Genomic DNA, 20,127 nt, shown 5'->3' with positions numbered 1-20,127 from the left:
TTTGTCGTTGACATGCCAACGTCTACGCGCGTCATCATGGAGCCATGAGATTCCCCCCACGCGCAACTCGCATCGGCGCTGCAGCCGCCCTCCTGTCCGCCCTCCTCGTGGGCGGCACCGTCTCCGCCACGACGGCGAACGCCGCCTCGGTCGGGAGCATCTGCTACAGCGACCTGCCGTCGCAGGCGTACGACACCCTGGACCTCATCGACCAGGGCGGTCCCTTCCCGTACTCGCAGGACGGCACCGTCTTCTCCAACCGTGAAGGCGTCCTGCCCAAGCAGTCGTCCGGCTACTACCACGAGTACACGGTGAAGACCCCCGGCTCCTCCACGCGCGGTGCCCGACGCATCGTCACCGGTGAGGAGACCCAGGAGGACTACTACACCTCGGACCACTACGCCACGTTCGACCTGATCGACTTCGGCTGCTGAGCCGTATGGTCCGGTCCTAGGGAACGGTGCGCCCGGCCGGAGTCCGGTCCGCGCTCAGCCGGACCTCCGGCCGTCCGCGACGGCGAACAGCGCGAACGCGAGCAGCACGAGCGCCACGCTCGCGTAGACCTCGTAGCCGTCGAGGAAGCCGATCCGTTGCACGAGACCCACGTGCCAGTCGGTGAACTCGTGCACCAGGCCCAGCACGCCCTGCACCAGGGCGACGAATCCGAGAAGTTCCAGCAGTTGTTTCATGGCACGACTCTCGCCCTGCGGCCTCCCCCCACACATCGGCCGCGGGGCGAGTCGTGTGTGCCGCAAGGCTGACGTCCCGCCCGGGCGGAATCACCGAAAGTCCATGGCGGTGCGACTTTGGTCGGCGATCCGCGGCGGGGGGCGGTCGCCGGAGCCGATGCTGCGTAGATTTGTCGACCGTGAGTAGTGACGAACCGGCGCGGGCGCCGCAGGAGTTCGCGGGCCGCCGGTGGCTGTTCCCGTCCGCCCTGATGCACGAACTGGACCCGGACGCCGAGTCCTCGGGCCGACGGCCGCGGCGCACCGCGCGCGACTGGGTCGTCGACTTCTCGTGCTTCCTGCTGGCCGTCGTCCTCGGCCTGGCGGCCGCGGACGCCCTGCCCAAGGAAACCGGACTGCCGCACTCCGCCGCCGTGCTCGACCAGGCGCTGGGCGCCCTCTCCTGCGGGGCGCTCTGGCTGCGCCGCCGGTGGCCGGTCGGGCTCGCCGTCGCGATGATCCCGGTCGGGTTCCTGTCCAACACCGCGGGTGGCGCCGCGATGGTCGTCGTCTTCACCCTCGCGGTGCACCGGCCCTTCCGCTACGTCGCCTGGATCGGCGGCGTCGACCTCGCCCTGCTCCCGCTCTTCTACTGGCTGCGCCCCGACCCCGAACTGCCCTTTGCCGGAGTCGTCGCCTTCAGTGTGCTGCTCACCGTCTCCCTCGTCGGCTGGGGCATGTTCGTCCGCTCCAAGCGGCAGCTCATGCTGAGCCTGCGCGACCGGGCCCGGCGCGCGGAGACCGAGGCGCGGCTGCGCGCCGAGCAGGCGCAGCGGCTCGCCCGCGAGGCCATAGCCCGCGAGATGCACGACGTGCTCGCGCACCGGCTCACCCTGCTCAGCGTGCACGCCGGAGCCCTGGAGTTCCGTCCGGACGCGCCGCGCGAGGAGATCGCGCGGGCCGCCGGGGTCATCCGGGAGAGCGCCCACGAGGCGCTGCAGGACCTCCGGGAGATCATCGGCGTACTGCGGGCCGGGGAGTCCGACGACGCGGCCGGGAGCCGCCCGCAGCCGACGCTGGCCGCGTTGGACGCGCTGGTCGCCGAGTGCCGTGAGGCGGGCATGAAGGTCACCCTCGACCAGCGCGTCACCGACCCGGCCGCCGTCCCCGCCTCGGTCGGCCGCACCGCCTACCGCATCGCCCAGGAGGCCCTGACCAACGCCCGCAAACACGCCCCCGGCACCGAGGTCACGGTCTCTGTCACAGGCGCCCCGGGCGGCGGCCTGTCCCTCACGGTCCGCAACCCCGCCCCCGAGTCGGAGGCTCCGCCCGTCCCCGGCTCCGGCCAGGGCCTGATCGGCCTGACCGAACGAGCCACGCTGACCGGCGGCCGCCTGGAGCACGGGGCGACGGCGGACGGGGGGTTCGAGGTGCGGGCCTGGTTGCCGTGGGGCGGGGGCTGAGGGGCTGTCGCCGGCTGGGCGCGGCTGTGCTCAGGGCTTCTTCGGGATGTAGAGGAACTCCGGTCCGTACCTCTTGGCAGGGTCGTTGGGCAGGGGCTTTTCCATCAACTGCAGTGCGGGGCCGCCCAGGTTGTACATCTCTGCGACCGCGTCCGACATGTGCGTTTCGGCGTCCTTCGGACTGTCCTGCTGCCAGGCCAACTCCAACGACCGGAGCATCGAACTGAAGGTGTTGTTGAATTCCTTCAGGAGCTTCTGGACCTGCGCGTCGGGTTCGGTCTTCTTGTCCTTTGCCCACCCGCCCTTCGGGACCACGCCCATGGGGAGCGCGCCGGGCATCGTGATGGCGGCCCCCTCGAAGTCCCACTTGGGAGGCTGCTCCTGCACCTTGATCAGCTTCTTGCCCCGGTACAGCTGCCGGAACGTGTAGTAGTGGGCAAGCTCGCCCTCGTACCCGTCGTGCGGGTTCTCCGGCATCGAGTGGGTACCTTCGCCCTGCTCCTGGATGATCTTGATTGCCTTCTCGGCGTCCGCCAGGTTCTTGATCGCGAAGAGGCCTTCCCGTCGTCCTCTGCCGCGAACTTGGCAAGCGGCTTCGCGGGCGCCTCGATTCGGGAGTACATCTCGACCGATTTCCTGGTCAGCCCGCTCAGGTAGACGGTCAGGTTCTTGTCCTGGCCGTCTTCGTCCGGAAGGTTGGGGCGCACTCCGCCCGGCAGATTGCAGGGGTAGGGGGCCACGACCTTCGTGTCCGCGATGAGCGGACCCGCCGATCGTGGTGAGGAGATTGCACACGTGTCCCAGGTGGGACATCTCGTCGAAGATGATCTCCCTGATCATGAAGGAGATCTTCTTGTCCTCCTCGGTCTTCTCGATCATCGACCAGTAACCGCACAGATAAGGCGGCAGGGTTGCGAGTTCCAGCATGATCGCCTGCTGGAGGGAGCTCTGCAGCCAGTCGTCGGTGCGCGCTTCTTCCTCCACCTCCATCAGCTCGCAGATCGCGTCGCTCTCATAGTCGAGAACCGTTTCCGTCATGGTGATTCCCTTTCGACTTGCGGCACTGGTCCTGGCAAGTCTGGAGGGCATGTGCATGCCGGGTCGGGCTCGATGCGTTCGTGTCCGCAGGACCACCTGTACGGCCGAAGCCCCGTCGTGAACCATGATTTCGTGAGGCCCATGACTGCGATCAGACTGCTTCTCGTCGACGACGATCCGCTGGTGCGGGCCGGCCTGTCCCTCATGATGGGCGGGGCCGACGACATCGAGATCGTCGGCGAGGCCGCGGACGGCGGCGAGGTCGAGGCGGTCGTCGACCGCACCCGCCCGGACGTGGTCCTGATGGACATCCGCATGCCGTCGGTGGACGGACTGACGGCCACGGAGCAGTTGCGCGGCCGCAAGGACGCTCCGCAGGTCGTCGTGCTCACCACCTTCCACGCCGACGAGCAGGTGCTGCACGCCCTGCGCGCGGGTGCCGCCGGGTTCGTGCTCAAGGACACCCCGCCCGCCGAGATCGTCGACGCGGTGCGCCGGGTCGCGGCCGGGGAACCGGTGCTGTCACCCGCCGTCACCCGCCAGTTGATGCGGCACGCGGCCGGCACCGCGGCGGACTCCCGGCAGGCACGCGCGCGGGAGCGGCTCGCCGCGCTCAACGAGCGCGAGCGGGAGGTCGCCGTCGCCGTCGGCCGGGGCCTGGCCAACGCCCAGATCGCCGCGGAGCTGTTCATGAGCGTGGCCACCGTCAAGACCCACGTCTCCCGCATCCTCGCCAAACTCGGCCTCAACAACCGGGTCCAGATCGCCCTGCTGGCCTATGACGCGGGACTCCTCGACGAGGACGGGCACTAAGCGGGCACCCCGGGCGTTGTCCCTGCACCGGGAGGTGCCCGGTGGGCCTCGGGGGAGTCCGGAAGGGGAGCGATGGACAGGCAACACGTGGTCGATCTGGGGGAGTTCGGGGACGCGTTCCGCCGGGACCCGCATCCGGTGTACGAGCGCCTGCGCGAGCAGGGCCCGGTGCACCGCGTCCGGCTGCCGGGAGCGGACGAGAACTACGAGACCTGGCTGATCGTGGGATACGAAGAGGCGCGCGCGGCCCTCGCCGACCCCCGGCTGGCCAAGGACGGCTCCAAGATCGGCGCGGCCTTCCTGGACGAGGAGGTCATCGGCAAGAACCTGCTGGCCACCGACCCGCCGCAGCACACCCGCCTGCGCGGCCTCGTCACCCGCGCGTTCACGATGCGCCGGGTGGAGCGGCTGCGCCCGCGGATCCAGCAGATCACCGACGACCTGCTGGACGAGATGATGCCGCGCGGCCACGCCGACCTCATCGACGCGCTCGCCTTCCCGCTGCCCATCACCGTCATCTGCGAACTCCTCGGTGTCCCGGACATGGACCGCGCCGAGTTCCGGAAGCTGTCCACCGAGGTGGTCGCACCGACCAACGGGGACACGGAGTACGAGGCGATCATCCGCCTCGGCGAGTACCTGACCGAGCTGATCGAGGACAAGCGGTCCGCCGGACCGACCGACGACCTGCTCAGCGACCTGATCCGCACCACCGCCGAGGACGGCGACCGGCTCTCCCCGCCGGAACTGCGCGGCATGGCCTTCCTGCTGCTCATCGCCGGCCATGAGACCACGGTCAACCTCATCGGCAACGGCGTCCTCGCCCTGCTCACCCACCCCGACCAACTCGCCGCCCTGCGTGCCGACATGAGCCTCCTGGACGGCGCCGTCGAGGAGATGCTGCGCTACGACGGTCCGGTGCAGAGCGCCACGTTCCGGTACGCCGCCGAGCCCCTGGAGATAGCCGGCACGGCGATCGAGCAGGGCGAGCACGTGGTGGTCGGCCTCACCGCCGCCCAGCGCGACGGCGGCCGCTACGGCGACCCGCACCGGTTCGACATCCGCCGCGACACCCGCGGCCACCTCGCCTTCGGCCACGGCATCCACTACTGCCTGGGCGCACCCCTGGCCCGCCTGGAGGGCCGCACGGCCATCGGCTCCCTCCTGGAGCGCGCCCCCGGACTGGCACTCGACGGCTCCCCGGGCGAGTGGCTGCCGGGCCTGCTGATGAGAGGGATGCGCAGCCTTCCGGTGCGCTGGTGAGCCGACCGGGCTCAGCCGTACGAAGGCTGGGCCCGGCCCTGGATCTCCGCCAGCCGAACGGGGCGGCGCTCCCGCCGGGACACCTCGCAGGCCTCGGCGATCCGCAGCGCCTGCAGGGCCTCCTGGCCGTCGCACGGGTTGGGCCGCTGGCCGCGCAGCACGTCGACGAAGGCGCACAGCTCGGCCTCGTAGGCGGGCCCGAAGCGCTCCAGGAAACCGGCCCACGGTTTGTCCGCGGGCGGCGGCCCGGTCGGCTCGGTGGACGCGACGGGCGTACGGTCGTCCAGGCCCACCACGACCGTGTCCCGCTCCCCGGCCAGCTCCATGCGGACGTCGTAGCCGGCGCCGTTCAGCCGGGTCGCCGTCGCCGTGGCCAGCGTGCCGTCGTCCAGCGTGAGCAGCGCCGCACCGGTGTCGATGTCACCGGCCTCGCGGAACATTGCGGGGCCGGCGTCCGAGCCGGTCGCGTACACGTCCACCACCTCACGGCCCGTCACCCAGCGCAGCACGTCGAAGTCGTGGATCAGCGTGTCCCGGAAGAGCCCGCCGGACAGCGGCAGCCACTCCGGCGGGGGAGGGGACTGGTCGGAGGTCATCGCCCGTACGGTGTGCAGCCGGCCGAGCCGTCCCGAGCGCACCGCCTCCCGGGCGCCCGTGTAACCCGCGTCGAAGCGCCGCATGAAGCCCATCTGGAGGACCGTGCCGGCCGCCTCGACCTCGGCGAGCGCGGCCAGCGTGCCCGGCAGGTCGAGGGCGATCGGCTTCTCGCAGAAGACCGGCAGGCCCGAGCGTGCTGCCCGACCGATCAGTTCGGCGTGCGCCGCCGTGGCCGTGGTGATCACCACCGCGTCCACGCCCCACTTGAAGATCTCGTCCACCCCCGGCGCCGCCGTCTCACCCAGGCGGTGCGCCAGCCCCTGTGCCCGTGCCGGATCCGCGTCCGTCAGGATCAGCGATCCGACCTCGCGATGGCGGCTCAGCGTGTTCGCATGAATGGTGCCGATGCGGCCCGTACCGATGACCCCGATGCGCATGGAAACAAAGTGAGGGCGGACCCCGTACGCTGTCAATGCAAATGTCCGGACAATCTGACTACACAACTTCCCGTCAACCGGGCACAGGGCTACGCTCGGGCCCGTGCCGAAACCAGATGTGGACCCGACCGTGTCACTCGACCTCCGTGTGGACCGTAGTTCCCCGGTGCCGTTGTACTTCCAGCTCTCCCAGCAGCTGGAGGCCGCCATCGAGCACGGCAGCCTCACGCCCGGCAGCCTCCTGGGCAACGAGATCGAGCTGGCGGCCCGGCTCGGCCTGTCCCGGCCCACCGTCCGCCAGGCCATCCAGTCCCTCGTCGACAAGGGCCTGCTGGTCCGCCGCCGGGGCGTGGGCACCCAGGTCGTGCACAGCCAGGTCAAGCGCCCCCTGGAGCTGAGCAGCCTCTACGACGACCTGGAGGCGGCCGGGCAGCGGCCCGCGACCAAGGTTCTGGTCAACACCGTCGTCCCCGCCTCCGCCGAGGTGGCCGCCGCGCTCGCCGTCGCCGAGGGCAGCGACGTCCACCGCATCGAGCGCCTGCGCCTCGCGCACGGCGAGCCGATGGCCTACCTGATCAACTTCCTGCCGCCCGGCCTGCTCGACCTGGACACCAACCAGCTGGAGGCCACCGGCCTGTACCGGCTGATGCGCTCCGCCGGGATCACCCTGCACAGCGCCCGCCAGTCCATCGGCGCCCGCGGTGCCACGGCCGCCGAGGCCGAGCGGCTCGCCGAGGCGGAGGGCGCCCCGCTGCTCACCATGCAGCGCACCACCTACGACGACACCGGCCGCGCGGTCGAGTTCGGCGACCACACCTACCGCCCCACCCGTTACTCCTTCGAGTTCCAGCTGCTCGTACGACCCTGAGCGCACGCCCGTCATTCGTCGCAATGTCCGGACAATGCGACGGGGAGGTGCTCCCCGGTCGTGTCAGCAGTGTTCCCTGTGTTCGATACTGGAGTGTTTGGGGCCGCCGAGGTGATCACCGGCCCCTTGCGTACGTACGGACACGGCAAGAAGGGCACGGCCTCGTGGCACGGTTTCGGACCTGGGTAGGCATAGCGCTGGCAGGGGCACTCTCCGTGTCCCTGGCGGGGTGCAGCAGCACCGGCGGCAAACGGGCCGAGGACGCCCGCAAGGCCGCCGCCGCCCAGGGCAGGGCGGCGGTGAACACTCCCCGCTGGACCTTCGCGATGATCACCCACTCGGGAGACGGCGACACCTTCTGGGACATCGTGCAGAGCGGCGCCAAGCAGGCCGCCGTCAAGGACAACATCAACTTCCTGTACTCGCACGACGACGAGGCCCAGCAGCAGGCCCAGCTGGTGGACGCGGCGGTCGACAAGAAGGTCGACGGCATCATCGTCACCCTCGCCAAGCCCGACGCACTCAAGGCCGCCGTGGCCCGCGCCGAGAAGGCCGGCATCCCGGTGATCACGGTGAACTCCGGCTCCGCGGAGTCCAAGTCCTTCGGCGCTCTCACCCACATCGGGCAGGACGAGACCGTCGCCGGCGAGGCCGTCGGGGACGAGCTGAACAAGCGCGGCCGTAAGAAGGCCCTGTGCATCCTGCACGAGCAGGGCAACGTCGGCCACGAGCAGCGCTGCGACGGCGTCGCGAAGACCTTCCACGGCAAGGTCGAGAAGCTCTACGTCAACGGCACCAACATGCCCGACGTGCAGTCCGCGATCGGTGCCAAGCTCCAGGCGGACAAGTCCGTCGACGCCGTCGTCACCCTCGGCGCCCCCTATGCCGACACCGCCGTGAAGGCGAAGACCGACGCGGGCAGCGAGGCGGAGGTCGACACCTTCGACCTCAACGCCAAGGTCGCCGCCGAACTGAAGGACGGCACCCTCGGCTTCGCCGTGGACCAGCAGCCGTACCTGCAGGGCTACCAGGCCGTCGACCTGCTGTGGCTGTACAAGTACAACAGCGACGTTCTCGGCGGCGGTCAGCCGGTCCTCACCGGCCCGCAGATCGTCACCAAGGACCAGGCGGCCGCCCTCGCGGAGTACACCGAGCGGGGCACCCGATGAGCGTCACCGTGGAACGGACCGCCGACGAAAGGATTCTGCAGACCTCGCCGCTGCGGAAGCTGCTCTCCCGCCCCGAACTGGGCTCGATCGTCGGCGCGCTCGCCGTCTTCGCCGTCTTCGGCTTCGCGGCCGACGGCTTCCTGCGCGCCGCCAGCCTCAGCACGGTCCTGTACGCCTCCTCGACCATCGGCATCATGGCCGTACCCGTGGCCCTGCTGATGATCGGCGGCGAGTTCGACCTGTCCGCGGGCGTCCTGGTGACGTCGTCCGCGCTGATCTCCTCGATGTTCAGCTACCAGATGACGGCGAACACCTGGGTCGGCGTGGGCGTGTCCCTGCTGGCCACCCTCGCCATCGGCGCCTTCAACGGCTTCGTGCTCACCCGCACCAAGCTGCCCAGCTTCATCGTCACGCTGGGCACCTTCCTGATGCTCACCGGCATGAACCTGGGCTTCACCAAGCTGATCGACGGCACGGTCTCCACCAAGACCATCGCCGACATGGAGGGCTTCCCGAGCGCCCACGCCGTCTTCGCCTCGACCCTCACCCTCGGCGGCGTCGACTTCAAGGTCACCATCCTGTGGTGGCTGGGCCTGGTCGCCCTCGCCTCCTGGACCCTGCTGCGCACCCGCGCCGGCAACTGGATCTTCGCGGTCGGCGGCAACCAGGACGCGGCCCGCGCGGTCGGCGTCCCGGTCGCCAGGACCAAGATCGGCCTCTACATGGGCGTGGCCTTCGGCGCCTGGATCTCCGGCCAGCACCTGCTCTTCTCCTTCGACGCCGTCCAGTCCGGCGAGGGCGTCGGCAACGAGCTGATCTACATCATCGCGGCCGTCATCGGCGGCTGCCTGATCACCGGCGGCTACGGCAGCGCGGTCGGCTCGGCGGTCGGCGCGCTCCTGTTCGGCATGACCAGCAAGGGCATCGTCTTCGCCGAGTGGAACCCCGACTGGTTCAAGTTCTTCCTCGGAGCGATGCTGCTCCTCGCGACCCTGCTCAACCACTGGGTCCGCAAGCGTGCGGAGGCCACCAAGTGACTCTCGTCGAGCTGACCGACGTCAGCAAGCACTACGGCACCGTCCGCGCCCTCGAAGGCGTCTCCCTGGAGGTCCACCCCGGCGAGATCACCTGCGTCCTCGGCGACAACGGAGCCGGCAAGTCCACCCTGATCAAGATCGTCGCGGGCCTGCACCAGCACGACGGCGGCTCCCTGAGCATCGAGGGCGAGGAGACCACCCTCTCCTCGCCGCGCGAGGCCCTGGACCGCGGAATCGCCACGGTCTACCAGGACCTGGCGGTGGTCCCCCTGATGCCGGTCTGGCGCAACTTCTTCCTGGGTTCCGAGCCCCGCCGGGGCAAAGGCCCCTTCAAGCGCCTGGACATCGACTTCATGCGCGAGACCACCCGAGCCGAACTCCTCCGCATGGGCATCGACCTCCGCGACGTCGACCAGCCGATCGGCACCCTGTCGGGCGGCGAGCGCCAGTGTGTCGCCATCGCGAGGGCGGTCTACTTCGGCGCGAAGGTCCTGGTCCTCGACGAGCCGACGGCGGCACTGGGCGTGAAGCAGTCAGGTGTGGTCCTGAAATATGTGGCCGCGGCACGCGACGAGGGCCTTGGTGTTGTCTTGATCACCCACAACCCGCACCATGCGTACTTGGTGGGCGACAGATTCGTACTGCTGCGCCGAGGCGCCATGGTGGGCAATTACACACGGGAGGACATAACCCTGGACGAGCTGACCCAGCAGATGGCCGGCGGCTCCGACCTGGACGCTCTACGCCACGAACTGCAGCGTAGTTGAGGGGCGCGGGGCCGCATCAATTGCGGCTCCGCCGCGGGGCGCGATCAACCACAACGGACTCGCACCCGGCACTGATCGCGCACCCCCTCCCCCTGCCCCGCGCAGCACTCACCGTGAGCGTGCGGCAGAATCGACAAACGATGAGCACCTACCGCGACCTCACCGCCCCCATCGGCTCCCGCCGGGCCCCCGTGCTCCGAACGGTCGGCACCAGGGAACGCCGCTCACACCTGACCGCACCCCGTGTCCCCACCGTCGGCATCGACATCGGCGGCACCAAGGTCATGGCGGGCGTGGTGGACGCGGACGGCAACATCCTGGAGAAGCTCCGCACGGAGACCCCGGACAAGTCCAAGAGCCCCAAGGTCGTCGAGGACACCATCGTCGAACTGGTCCTGGACCTGTCCGACCGCCACGACGTGCACGCGGTCGGCATCGGCGCCGCCGGCTGGGTCGACGCCGACCGCAACCGGGTCCTGTTCGCGCCTCACCTGTCCTGGCGCAACGAACCGCTGCGGGACCGCATCGCCGACCGCCTCGCCGTTCCGGTCCTGGTCGACAACGACGCCAACACGGCCGCCTGGGCCGAGTGGCGGTTCGGCGCCGGCCGCGGCGAGGACCACCTGGTCATGATCACGCTCGGCACCGGCATCGGCGGCGCCATCCTGGAGGACGGCCAGGTCAAGCGCGGCAAGTACGGCGTCGCGGGTGAGTTCGGCCATATGCAGGTCGTGCCCGGCGGCCACCGCTGCCCGTGCGGCAACCGCGGCTGCTGGGAGCAGTACAGCTCCGGCAACGCGCTCGTCCGCGAGGCCAAGGAGCTGGCCGCGGCGGACTCCCCGGTGGCCTACGGGATCATCGAGCACGTCAAGGGCAACATCGACGACATCACCGGCCCGATGATCACCGAGCTGGCCCGCGAGGGCGACGCCATGTGCGTGGAGCTGCTCCAGGACATCGGCCAGTGGCTCGGCGTCGGCATCGCCAACCTCGCCGCCGCCCTCGACCCGTCCTGCTTCGTGATCGGCGGTGGCGTCAGCGCCGCCGACGACCTGCTCATCGGCCCGGCCCGGGACGCCTTCAAGCGCCACCTCACCGGCCGCGGCTACCGCCCCGAGGCCCGCATCACCCGCGCCCAGCTAGGCCCCGAGGCCGGCATGGTCGGCGCCGCCGACCTGGCCCGGCTGGTCGCCCGGCGGTTCCGGCGGGCCAAGCGGCGCCGGGTGGAGCGGTACGAGCGCTACGAGCGGTACACCCAGGCCCGCCGCGACCAGGACAGCGCATGATCGCGTCGCTGCCCCATCAGGCCGCGCCCCCGGACGAACCGCGCAGGCCCGTCGAGGATCCGCGGCACAAGGCCAAACGCAGGGCGCTGACCCTGCTGATCATCGGGCTGCTCATCGGCGTCCCGGCGGGCTATCTGGTGATCTCCGCCAACCAGAGCCGCAACAGCGGCAAGGACAAGGAGGCGAAGTACTCGGCGACCGGCCTCACCCCGGGCTGGCCGTCCAAGGTGCAGCGCCGCCTCTACCAGGTGCCGGTCCCGCACCCCGCCGACTACATCGCCTACTACGAGACCAACAACTGGAAGACCAGCCGCCTCTACGCGCAGTTCCGCACCAACAGCGCCGGCCTGGACAGCTTCCTGGGGACCATGGGCCTGCGCCGGGACGCCCTGAAGAAGCACGAAATCACCATCGGCTCCCGCGACCAGAAGATCTCCGGCTGGAACTTCACCGGCCCCGGCCCCTGGTCGGGTCTCACCCGCAAGCAGAAGAACCCGGCGCCCACCCAGGACGTGGTCGTCAACATGTCCGACCCGAACTATCCGATGGTGTACGTCGTCTCCCGCACGGTCCCGTAACGGGGGCCCGGCCGGCCGTCGGAGCCGACTGTCAGACCCCGCCCGTAGAGTCGAAGACGTCTGATCCGACGCACGGACGGGAGGTGGCAGGACGTATGAGCGGAGGCACGGCCGTGGTGGCCGAGCGCACGGGAGGTTCCCGGGAAGCCGGGGACCTCGTTCCGGTGCGCCTCGCGTCCGTCTACCTGCCCGCGCAACTTCCGCGCGAGGGCCGCGTCGCCTTCTGGGACCCCGACGGCGGCCCGCTGCCCGCCGACGGCGACACCGACGAGCTGACCGTCGTACGACGCCATGGAGCGAGCGTGCGCCGCCGGCAGGTGCCCGCGCTGACCCTGCCGCTCGCCGAGGCCCTGCCGCTGCTGGTGCGGGCCCGCCGCGACCCGTCCGCCCACCCGGCCACGGCCTGCTGGGGCGCCGCCGCCCTGCACGCGCTGCGGCTGGTCGCCCGCGGCCGCCTGCTGCCCGGCCTGACCCCGAGCGGCCACGACGCCTGGCGGGCCGGCCCGCTGGAACCCGACGACATCGCCCACCTGCGCGCGGTGGCCGCGGCCCTGCCGCCGGAGGGCCACGCCGTGCCGCTGCCGGACCCCGGGCCGCTCCGGCTGCCCGAGCCCGAGGCCCTGGTCCGCTCCTTCCTGGACGCGGTCGCCGACACCCTGCCCCGCACCCCGGCCGCCCCCCACACCGCCGGCCGCCCCTTCGCCGCCCGCGAGCCCCAGCCGCTGCCCGCCGCCCACGACTGGGCGGCGGAGGTCGCCGCCGGCATGGACGCGGGGGTACGGATCTCGCTGCGCCTGGACCTGTCCGCGTACGACGTCTTCGACGCCGGTGCCGTCGAGGGCGCCCGCGCCGCGGGCGCGGCCATCGTCCAGGTGCACAGCCTCGCCGACCCGACCCTGATGGCCGACGCGGCGGCCCTGTGGGCGGGAGAGGCCGACGCGGCCTTCGGGCCACGCGCGCGCGTGGACGCCGCCCTCGCCGTCCGGCGTGCGGCCCGCGTGTGGCCGCCCCTGGACCGGCTCGCCGAGCAGGACACCCCCGACGTCCTCGCCCTGTCCGAGGAGGAGCTGGGCGAGCTGCTCGGCGTGGCGGCCTCCCGGCTCGCCGCCGCCGGGGTCGCCGTGCACTGGCCCCGGGACCTGGCCCGCGACCTCACCGCCGCCGCGGTGGTCCGGCCCGCGCCCGGCTCGGCGACCGACGGCACCGGGTTCTTCGAGAGCGAGGACCTGCTCCAGTTCCGCTGGCAGCTGGCGCTCGGCGGGGATCCGCTCAGCGAGGCCGAGATGGACACGCTCGCCGAGGCCCACCGGCCGGTCGTACGGCTCCGGGACCGCTGGGTGCTGGTCGAACCGGCCCTGGTCCGCAAGGCCCGCAAGCGGGAACTGGGCCTGCTGGATCCGGTGGACGCGCTGTCCGTCGCGCTCACCGGCACCGCCGAGGTCGACGGCGAGACCGTCGAGGCCGTCCCCGCCGGCGCACTGGCCGCGCTGCGCGACCGCCTCACGGCGGGCCTCGGCCCGGCCGAGCCGCCCGCCGCGCTCGCCGCCACCCTCCGCGACTACCAGCTCCGGGGCCTGGCCTGGCTCGACCTCATGACCTCCCTCGGGCTCGGCGGCTGCCTGGCCGACGACATGGGCCTCGGCAAGACGATCACGCTCATCGCCCTGCACCTGAAGCGGGCCCGCACCGAGCCGACCCTCGTCGTCTGTCCCGCGTCCCTGCTGGGCAACTGGCAGCGGGAGATCACCCGGTTCGCCCCCGGCGTCCCGGTGCGCCGCTTCCACGGCCCCGACCGCACCCTGGACGGTCTCGACGGCGGTTTCGTCCTCACGACGTACGGCACGATGCGCTCCACGGCGGCCCAACTCGCCGAGCGGCCCTGGGGCATGGTCGTCGCCGACGAGGCCCAGCACGTGAAGAACCCGTACTCCGCGACCGCCAAGGCGCTGCGCACCATCCCGGCCCCCGCGCGCGTGGCCCTCACCGGCACCCCGGTGGAGAACAACCTCTCCGAACTGTGGGCCCTGCTCGACTGGACGACCCCCGGCCTCCTCGGCCCCCTGAAGTCCTTCCGCGCCCGGCACGCGCGCGCGGTGGAGAACGGCGAGGACCAGGAGGCGGTGGAGCGACTGGCCCGCCTGGTCCGGCCGTTCCTCCTGCGCCGCAAGAAGTCCGACCCCGGCATCGTCCCGGAACTACCGCCCAAGACCGAGACGGACCACCCGGTGCCGCTCACCCGGGAACAGGCCGCGCTGTACGAGGCGGTGGTGCGCGAGTCGATGCTGGCCATCGAGACCACGGAGGGGATCGCCCGCCGGGGCCTGGTCCTGAAGCTGCTCGGCGCCCTGAAGCAGATCTGCGACCACCCCGCGCTGTACCTGAAGGAGGACATCCACGCCGACCGCCTGCTGGCCCGCTCCGGCAAACTCGCCCTCCTGGACGAGCTGCTGGACACCGTGCTCACCGAGGACGGCTCGGTGCTGGTCTTCACGCAGTACGTCGGCATGGCCCGCCTCATCACCGCCCACCTGTCCGCCCGCGCGGTCCCCGTGGACCTCCTGCACGGTGGTACCCCGGTGGCCGAGCGCGAGCGCATGGTCGACCGCTTCCAGGGCGGCGAGACCCCCGTCCTCGTCCTCTCCCTCAAGGCCGCCGGCACGGGCCTGAACCTCACCCGCGCCGGCCACGTCGTCCACTTCGACCGCTGGTGGAACCCGGCCGTAGAGGAACAGGCCACCGACCGCGCCTACCGCATCGGCCAGACCCAGCCGGTCCAGGTCCACCGCCTGGTCACCGAGGGCACGGTCGAGGACCGCATCGCCGAGATGCTGGAGGCCAAGCGCGCCCTGGCCGACGCCATCCTCGGCTCCGGCGAGTCGGCCCTGACCGAACTGACGGACCGCGAGCTGTCCGACCTGGTCTCGCTGCGGAGGACCTCGTGACGACCGGCGACGAGCGCCCAGGCGACGCCGCCCGGCGTGCCCTGCGGGCGGCACGGGAGCGAGCGGAGGCCGAGCGCGAGGAGACCGCGGAGGACAAGGCACCCGAGCGGGCCGCCACGGCGCGGCCGAGGCCCGCGGACGCCGCCCGCGCCGCCCTCCGATCGGCCACGCCTGCCCGACGGGATACGGACCCGGCGACGGCCGAGCCAGGCGACTCCGTCGGGCTCGGCGACAAGGACGAGACCAGGGCCACGGGTGGGCTTGTCGGTGGCGCGGCGGTGTCCGGTGGCCGGGATGGGGCCCAGGCATCGGTGGAGTTGGGCGAGCGGGACGGGTCTTGGGCCTCGGTGGAGTCGGGCGAGCGGGATGGCTCTTGGGCCTCGGCGGTGTCGGGCGAGCGGGGTGGTTCGCGGGCTTCGGTGGGGTCTGGTGTCTGGGCTGGGGCTGGTGGCGCGGCGGTGCCTGGTGACCGGGACGAGTCGGCTGCCGCCGCGGAGTCCGGTGACCGGGACGAGTCCGGTGCCACGGCGCGGTCCGGTGACCGGGATGAGACCGGTGACCGGGATGAGTCCGTTGCCACGGCGCAGTCCGGTCACGCGGGCGACCGGAACGCGCCGCAGTCCGGCTACGCGGGCGACCGGAGCGCGCCGCAGGCCGCCGCCGCCCCCACCCCTACCGCACGCCCCGCCGACGCGGCCAGGGAAGCGCTGCGGGCCGCCCGGCGGGAGGCGGTGCGTGCCGAGGCGGAGGCGGCAGGCTCCCGGCGTGGGAGGCGCACACAGGCGCGGCCCGTCGGCTCCGCACGCCCCGGCGCCGAATCCCGGACCACCGCCCGCGTTCAAGCCGCCCACGACATGCGCCAGTTCCTGGCGAATGCCTTCCGTATGCCGTCCGTTGCTGACGCGGCCGACACGCCCGGGGCGGCGGACGACACCGGTAGGGACACCACCGTCGGTGAAACAGACCGCAGTGAGCCCCGCCCCCCGGCGCCGGCACCCCCGCAGGTCCCCGCCACCATGGCCACCCCCCACCGCGACACCGAACTCCGCCGTACCTTCCCGGCGTTGCCGCCCCGGCCGGACTCCCCGGAGGGTCGCGGGTTCGCCGAGACCTGGTGGGGGAACGCCTGGGTCGACGCGCTCGAACAGGGCGCGCTGGACGTCAAGCGGCTGGTCCGCGGCCGGGGTTACGCGGACCAGGGCCATGTGGACGCGATCACCGTGACCCCGGGGCAGGTGCTGGCGTACGTACGGGGGAGCCGCCCGCGTCCGTACCGGGTGCAGGTGCGGCTGCGCACGCTGGAGGACGGGGACTGGGAGCAGTTCCTGGACGCGGCCGCCGACCGGCCCGGGCACATCGCGGCGCTGCTGGACAAGGAGTTGCCCCAGTCGCTGGCCGACTGCGGTGTGCCCCTGCTGCCCGGCCCCCGCGACCTCGCGCCGCAGTGCAGCTGCCCCGACTCCGGCCACCCCTGCAAGCACGCGGCCGCCCTCTGCTACCAGACGGCGCGCCTGCTCGACGCCGACCCCTTCGTGCTGCTCCTGCTGCGCGGCCGGGGCGAGAAGGGCCTCCTCGACGCGCTGTCCCGCCGCAGCGCCGCCCGCGCGGCCCGCGCCGCCCAGGAGGGAGCGCCGCGGTCCCTGCCCGGCGTCCGTGCGGCCGACGCCCTCGCTCCGCGTCGCCTCCCGCCGCTGCCCTCGCCGTTGCCCGTGCCGCCGCACCCCGAGCAACCCCCGGTCTACCCGGCGGCGCCCGGCGGACCGGACCCCTTCGCCCTGGACCAGCTGGCGACGGACGCCGCAGCCCGCGCGCACGCGCTGCTCGCCACGGGCCGCGACCCGGTCGGTGAGCTGACCCTGTGGCAGGACGCCGTACGCCTCGCCGCCGCCCGCCCCGGCTCCGGCCTGACCGCCACTACCCGCAGCCTGTACGCCACGCTCGCCGCGGCCACCGACCGCACCCCGGCCGACCTGGCCCGCGCGGTCGCCGCCTGGCGGCAGGGCGGCCCGGAGGGGCTGGCCGTGCTGGAGGAGCCATGGGATCCGCCGGCCGGCCGCTTCGACCGGGCCCGCCCGCTGCTGCTCGCCGCCGACCTCCCGGCGTTCCGCCCCTGGCGCAACCGCCTCACCCACCCCGGCGGCCACGTCCAGCTCCGCCTGGGCCGCGACGGCCTGTGGTACGCCTACGAGTCGGAGCCCGGCCAGGACGACTGGTGGCCCCGCGGCACCCCCGACCTGGACCCGGTCGGCGCTCTCACGGGCCTGGGCACACCGGACGACCTCTGAGCGCGCCGACGCCCCCACCCCAGGTGAAGGCCGTGTGAGAGTTCCCTGGCGATTCCGAGGGGCCCGGTGTGGACAGTGGGGGCCCGTGAGCCGCGCGCTCGGCGGTGGCGGTTGGCGTGGAGCAGCGAGTGAGACGAAGACCCCCGCCCTCCAGTACCGCTTCGACGGCCCCGAAGACGCCCCGGTCCTCATCCTCGGCCCCTCCCTCGGGACGACGTGGCACAGGTAGGCGGAACCGTCTTCTAGCACGTCTGCATGGCGGGGACCGCGACCCAGCCGAGATGCGGGCAGGGATGTCCGTCCCGCTATACGGCGCGACGCTCCCGCAGGGCCGTCCGGACGACCGCGGGGACCGGGCTGCCGGTGCCCGGTCCGGCCGTGCGGCAGCGAGCCATGGGCGGAGGCGGCTGAGCCCAGACAGGCGCCGACATTGACATGACTCACAAGAATCCGAACAAAAGGGGCGAATCGCTCGAACCGTCCGGCATGCGTCGTCCGTGGAACTGAATGACCGCGCCCATGCAGGATCCGGCCTACCGGCCGCCCCCGAAATTGTTTGCGGTCACCCCGTTCCGGTCCCCGCACATCCACAGAAGAGCCTGAAGACCATGTTTGTGACTGATTCCGCCAGCCCGACTTCACTGCTCGGCCGACCCTGCCGCCGCCAGGCACTGCTCACCCTGCCGGCGCAGGAGGCGCACGTCTCCGCCGCCCGTCACTTCGCGGCCGATTTGCTGGAGACCTGGAGCGTGCCCACGAGCGAGCGGGACTCCGCCGTTCTCATCGTCGACGAACTCGCCGGCAACGCTGCCCAGTACGGCCATGAGCGCATGACCCTGCTGCTCGCCCTCGACCACGAAACTCTGCACATTGTGGTCACTGACTCCGGCGCGGCCGTGGAACGCCATCGCCCCGACATCGCCCCCGACGAACACGGCCGTGGCACCGGCATCGTCCAGTACCTCGCCCAATCGACCGAGATCCAGCAGACACGCAGCGGCCGCGAGGTCCGCGCCTGCCTGAGGTGCTCGCCATGACCGGACCGGACGCTCCGCACGAGCTGCGACCCCCTGCCGGGGCCGGCACTGCAGCACGGCGACGGGCTACCGGAGGCGGCCGCGGCGCCGGGGCATCCGACGCCCCCGCAGAGTGGGCCTTCACGACCCACAAGCCGTGCCCCGTCGACGGCTGCCCGGGCCCGACCCAGATGCCCATGCGGTCCACGGCGGCACACCCATCGGCCCTGGGTCACCGCGGCCCCCACCACGACGCGGTGCTGTGTCAACGCTGCGGAGCCGGCCCCTGCGTACCGGCGGAGGTGTGAGCATGGACGTCACCCCGAACAGCGACAAGGACATCGACGCCCCGCCCGGCCCCCGAACGCGCCCGGCTGCTGCCACGCCGGACCGCCCTCATGGACCGGATGGCCTTGGCCGAGCCCGCGGCCCCGGCCCGGTCGCAGCTGCCGCAGAACCCGCCGGACAACTCGTCCTCCACGACCGCCGCCATCCCGACCCGGTGGCCGGCCCGCACCACCCCGACACCATCACGCTCGCGTGGCCGGCCCAGATGAGCCACGCGCATGACCGCCAGTTGCCCCAGCCCACCACCAGCGATAAGGAGCCACAGAACATGGGTGGAAAGCAGAAGAGCCTCGCCATACTTGCCGGAGCCGCGATGGCGGCCGGACTCACCAGCCCGGCCTTCGGGTCCACCACCGCTCACTCGGCGGCCTTGCACACCGCCGCGAAGGGGTCGGGGATGTCGGTCGTGGAGTGGAACCGCGAGCTCATCACCATCCTCAGCGATCCGAAGGCGCAGCCGTCCACCGTCCAGTCCACGCGCAGCTTCGCGCTCCTCCAGGCCGCCGAGTACGACGCGGTGGTATCGATCACCCGGGCCGGCCCCGCCTACGTGTTCTCGGTGTCGGCGCCGGGAGGCGCTCGTGTGGATGCCGCGGCGGACCAGGCGGCCCACGATGTGCTGGTCGCCCTGTACCCGGCCAAGCGCGCAGGCGTGGACCAGCGGCTGAGCAGCCAGTTGTCCGCGATTCCGGGTGGCCCGGGCAAGCAGGCGGGCATGGGTGTGGGAGCCGAGGTCGCTCGCCGACTGATCAGCCTGCGGTCCAGCGACGGGTCCTCGGCCAAGCCGCCGCGGTTCCGTCCCGGCGACAAGGCCGGTGACTACCGGCCCACCCCTCCCAAGTTCCCGGCACCGGTGTTCCCCAACTGGGGCTCGGTCAAGCCGTTCGTACTGGCCGACGGACACGAGTTCCGTCCGGCGGCGCCGCCGGCCGTCAACAGCGCCGCGTACGCCACCGCCCTGAACGAGGTCAAGAGCCTGGGGAGCAAGACCAGTACCACCCGCACCCCCGATCAGACCGCGGCCGCGAAGTTCTGGGCGGCGGCACCCGTCTGGAACGTCTGGAACCAGGTAGCGCAGGGCCTTGTCACCTCCCAGAACGCGACCCTGGAGAAGGCGGTGAAGGTCTTCGCCCGGCTCGACCTGTCCCTCGCCGACACCACAATCGCGATGTACGACGCCAAGTACGCCTACGGCATATGGCGGCCCGTGACCGCCATCCGGCTCGGCGGTACGCACTACAACCCGGGCATCGTCGGCGATCCCCACTGGACCCCCTTGCTGCCGACCGCACCGGATCCGTCCTATCCCGGCGCTCACGGCGCTCTCAGCCAGGCTGCGGCAACGACGCTCGCCGGGTTCTACGGTGCGCGGCATCATCTCGCGGTGACGTCGAAGGGCGTCACCCGAACCTTCGCCGGCTTCCAGAACGCCGCCACCGAAGCGTGGCTCAGCCGGATCTGGTCCGGTCAGCACACCTCCCTCGACAACCGCGCGGGCCAGCAACTCGGCACCCAGGTGGCCGATTTCGTGGCACGTCATCTCTGACCGCCC

17 protein-coding genes are annotated in these 20,127 nt (G+C 72.0%); 14 read left to right on the top strand and 3 right to left on the bottom strand.

Annotation, left to right across the window (positions count from 1 at the left end; translation table 11 throughout):
• The first annotated feature begins 44 nt into the window (after nt 1-44).
• Complete coding sequence (locus tag CRP49_RS45710; RefSeq protein WP_097259192.1) at nt 45-434, top strand: ribonuclease domain-containing protein; 390 nt, start codon at nt 45-47, stop codon at nt 432-434.
• A 54-nt stretch (nt 435-488) separates the two neighbouring features.
• On the opposite strand, the gene CRP49_RS45705 is transcribed toward CRP49_RS45710, so the two are convergent.
• A complete protein-coding gene (locus CRP49_RS45705; RefSeq protein WP_097259191.1) occupies nt 489-689 on the bottom strand; it encodes a hypothetical protein in 201 nt (66 codons plus the stop codon).
• A gap of 179 nt (nt 690-868) precedes the next feature.
• Here CRP49_RS45705 and CRP49_RS45700 point away from each other — a divergent pair, with 179 nt between their 5' ends.
• Nucleotides 869-2,131: a sensor histidine kinase gene (locus CRP49_RS45700; protein WP_373560436.1), complete on the top strand. Its 1,263-nt coding sequence runs from the start codon at nt 869-871 to the stop codon at nt 2,129-2,131.
• Nucleotides 2,132-2,161: 30 nt separating this feature from the next.
• On the opposite strand, the gene CRP49_RS45695 is transcribed toward CRP49_RS45700, so the two are convergent.
• Nucleotides 2,162-3,169, bottom strand: a complete 1,008-nt coding sequence (locus CRP49_RS45695; RefSeq protein ID WP_257033856.1) for a ferritin-like protein — start codon at nt 3,167-3,169, stop codon at nt 2,162-2,164.
• A 141-nt stretch (nt 3,170-3,310) separates the two neighbouring features.
• Here CRP49_RS45695 and CRP49_RS45690 point away from each other — a divergent pair, with 141 nt between their 5' ends.
• Nucleotides 3,311-3,982 carry a response regulator transcription factor gene (locus CRP49_RS45690; protein ID WP_097259190.1) on the top strand — a complete coding sequence of 224 codons (672 nt, stop codon included), beginning with the start codon at nt 3,311-3,313 and terminating at the stop codon, nt 3,980-3,982.
• A 72-nt stretch (nt 3,983-4,054) separates the two neighbouring features.
• Entirely contained in the window at nt 4,055-5,245 is a 1,191-nt protein-coding gene (locus CRP49_RS45685; RefSeq protein ID WP_179852070.1) for a cytochrome P450, read from the top strand.
• An 11-nt stretch (nt 5,246-5,256) separates the two neighbouring features.
• On the opposite strand, the gene CRP49_RS45680 is transcribed toward CRP49_RS45685, so the two are convergent.
• Nucleotides 5,257-6,279 carry a Gfo/Idh/MocA family oxidoreductase gene (locus tag CRP49_RS45680; protein ID WP_094215001.1) on the bottom strand — a complete coding sequence of 341 codons (1,023 nt, stop codon included), beginning with the start codon at nt 6,277-6,279 and terminating at the stop codon, nt 5,257-5,259.
• A gap of 130 nt (nt 6,280-6,409) precedes the next feature.
• Here CRP49_RS45680 and CRP49_RS45675 point away from each other — a divergent pair, with 130 nt between their 5' ends.
• From CRP49_RS45675 to CRP49_RS45630, 10 genes are all read left to right on the top strand, one after another.
• Entirely contained in the window at nt 6,410-7,147 is a 738-nt protein-coding gene (locus CRP49_RS45675; protein WP_097259189.1) for a GntR family transcriptional regulator, read from the top strand.
• Between the two features lie 164 nt (nt 7,148-7,311).
• Nucleotides 7,312-8,316 (top strand): sugar ABC transporter substrate-binding protein, encoded by a 1,005-nt coding sequence (locus CRP49_RS45670; RefSeq protein WP_097259188.1) that lies wholly within the window; start codon nt 7,312-7,314, stop codon nt 8,314-8,316.
• Complete coding sequence (locus tag CRP49_RS45665; protein ID WP_097259187.1) at nt 8,313-9,353, top strand: ABC transporter permease; 1,041 nt, start codon at nt 8,313-8,315, stop codon at nt 9,351-9,353. Before CRP49_RS45670 ends, CRP49_RS45665 begins: the two co-directional genes overlap by 4 nt.
• The gene (locus CRP49_RS45660) at nt 9,350-10,120 is read left to right on the top strand and encodes an ATP-binding cassette domain-containing protein (RefSeq protein ID WP_097259186.1); all 771 of its coding nucleotides are present in this window, start codon (nt 9,350-9,352) and stop codon (nt 10,118-10,120) included. The genes CRP49_RS45665 and CRP49_RS45660 overlap by 4 nt, the downstream gene beginning before the upstream one ends.
• A 140-nt stretch (nt 10,121-10,260) precedes the next feature.
• Nucleotides 10,261-11,406 carry an ROK family glucokinase gene (locus tag CRP49_RS45655; protein WP_097259185.1) on the top strand — a complete coding sequence of 382 codons (1,146 nt, stop codon included), beginning with the start codon at nt 10,261-10,263 and terminating at the stop codon, nt 11,404-11,406.
• A complete protein-coding gene (locus tag CRP49_RS45650) occupies nt 11,403-11,984 on the top strand; it encodes a sugar kinase (protein WP_097259184.1) in 582 nt (193 codons plus the stop codon). Before CRP49_RS45655 ends, CRP49_RS45650 begins: the two co-directional genes overlap by 4 nt.
• 95 nt (nt 11,985-12,079) lie before the next feature.
• Complete coding sequence (locus CRP49_RS45645) at nt 12,080-14,926, top strand: DEAD/DEAH box helicase (protein WP_097259183.1); 2,847 nt, start codon at nt 12,080-12,082, stop codon at nt 14,924-14,926.
• On the top strand, nt 14,923-17,211 hold the full coding sequence (locus tag CRP49_RS48785; protein WP_257033855.1) for an SWIM zinc finger family protein: 2,289 nt from the start codon (nt 14,923-14,925) through the stop codon (nt 17,209-17,211). The genes CRP49_RS45645 and CRP49_RS48785 overlap by 4 nt, the downstream gene beginning before the upstream one ends.
• A gap of 608 nt (nt 17,212-17,819) precedes the next feature.
• Complete coding sequence (locus tag CRP49_RS45635; protein WP_097257845.1) at nt 17,820-18,248, top strand: ATP-binding protein; 429 nt, start codon at nt 17,820-17,822, stop codon at nt 18,246-18,248.
• Between the two features lie 289 nt (nt 18,249-18,537).
• Nucleotides 18,538-20,121, top strand: a complete 1,584-nt coding sequence (locus CRP49_RS45630; RefSeq protein ID WP_097259182.1) for a vanadium-dependent haloperoxidase — start codon at nt 18,538-18,540, stop codon at nt 20,119-20,121.
• The last annotated feature ends 6 nt before the right edge of the window (nt 20,122-20,127 follow it).

Origin of the sequence: Streptomyces sp. Ag109_G2-15 (assembly GCF_900215565.1) — a bacterium.
GTDB lineage: Bacteria > Actinomycetota > Actinomycetes > Streptomycetales > Streptomycetaceae > Streptomyces > Streptomyces diastatochromogenes.
Note: the sequence above shows the minus strand (reverse complement) of the source record. Positions and strands in the feature narration are given on the sequence as shown.

Excerpts from the sequence above, each read along its gene's own strand:
- CRP49_RS45630 (WP_097259182.1), top strand. The coding sequence starts at position 18,538 with ATGGACGTCACCCCGAACAGCGACAAGGACATCGACGCCCCGCCCGGC.
- CRP49_RS45685 (WP_179852070.1), top strand. The coding sequence starts at position 4,055 with ATGGACAGGCAACACGTGGTCGATCTGGGGGAGTTCGGGGACGCGTTC.
- CRP49_RS45635 (WP_097257845.1), top strand. The coding sequence starts at position 17,820 with ATGTTTGTGACTGATTCCGCCAGCCCGACTTCACTGCTCGGCCGACCC.
- CRP49_RS45695 (WP_257033856.1), bottom strand. The coding sequence starts at position 3,169 with ATGACGGAAACGGTTCTCGACTATGAGAGCGACGCGATCTGCGAGCTG.
- CRP49_RS45650 (WP_097259184.1), top strand. The coding sequence starts at position 11,403 with ATGATCGCGTCGCTGCCCCATCAGGCCGCGCCCCCGGACGAACCGCGC.
- CRP49_RS45710 (WP_097259192.1), top strand. The coding sequence starts at position 45 with ATGAGATTCCCCCCACGCGCAACTCGCATCGGCGCTGCAGCCGCCCTC.
- CRP49_RS45645 (WP_097259183.1), top strand. The coding sequence starts at position 12,080 with ATGAGCGGAGGCACGGCCGTGGTGGCCGAGCGCACGGGAGGTTCCCGG.
- CRP49_RS45655 (WP_097259185.1), top strand. The coding sequence starts at position 10,261 with ATGAGCACCTACCGCGACCTCACCGCCCCCATCGGCTCCCGCCGGGCC.
- CRP49_RS45665 (WP_097259187.1), top strand. The coding sequence starts at position 8,313 with ATGAGCGTCACCGTGGAACGGACCGCCGACGAAAGGATTCTGCAGACC.
- CRP49_RS45705 (WP_097259191.1), bottom strand. The coding sequence starts at position 689 with ATGAAACAACTGCTGGAACTTCTCGGATTCGTCGCCCTGGTGCAGGGC.
- CRP49_RS45680 (WP_094215001.1), bottom strand. The coding sequence starts at position 6,279 with ATGCGCATCGGGGTCATCGGTACGGGCCGCATCGGCACCATTCATGCG.
- CRP49_RS45690 (WP_097259190.1), top strand. The coding sequence starts at position 3,311 with ATGACTGCGATCAGACTGCTTCTCGTCGACGACGATCCGCTGGTGCGG.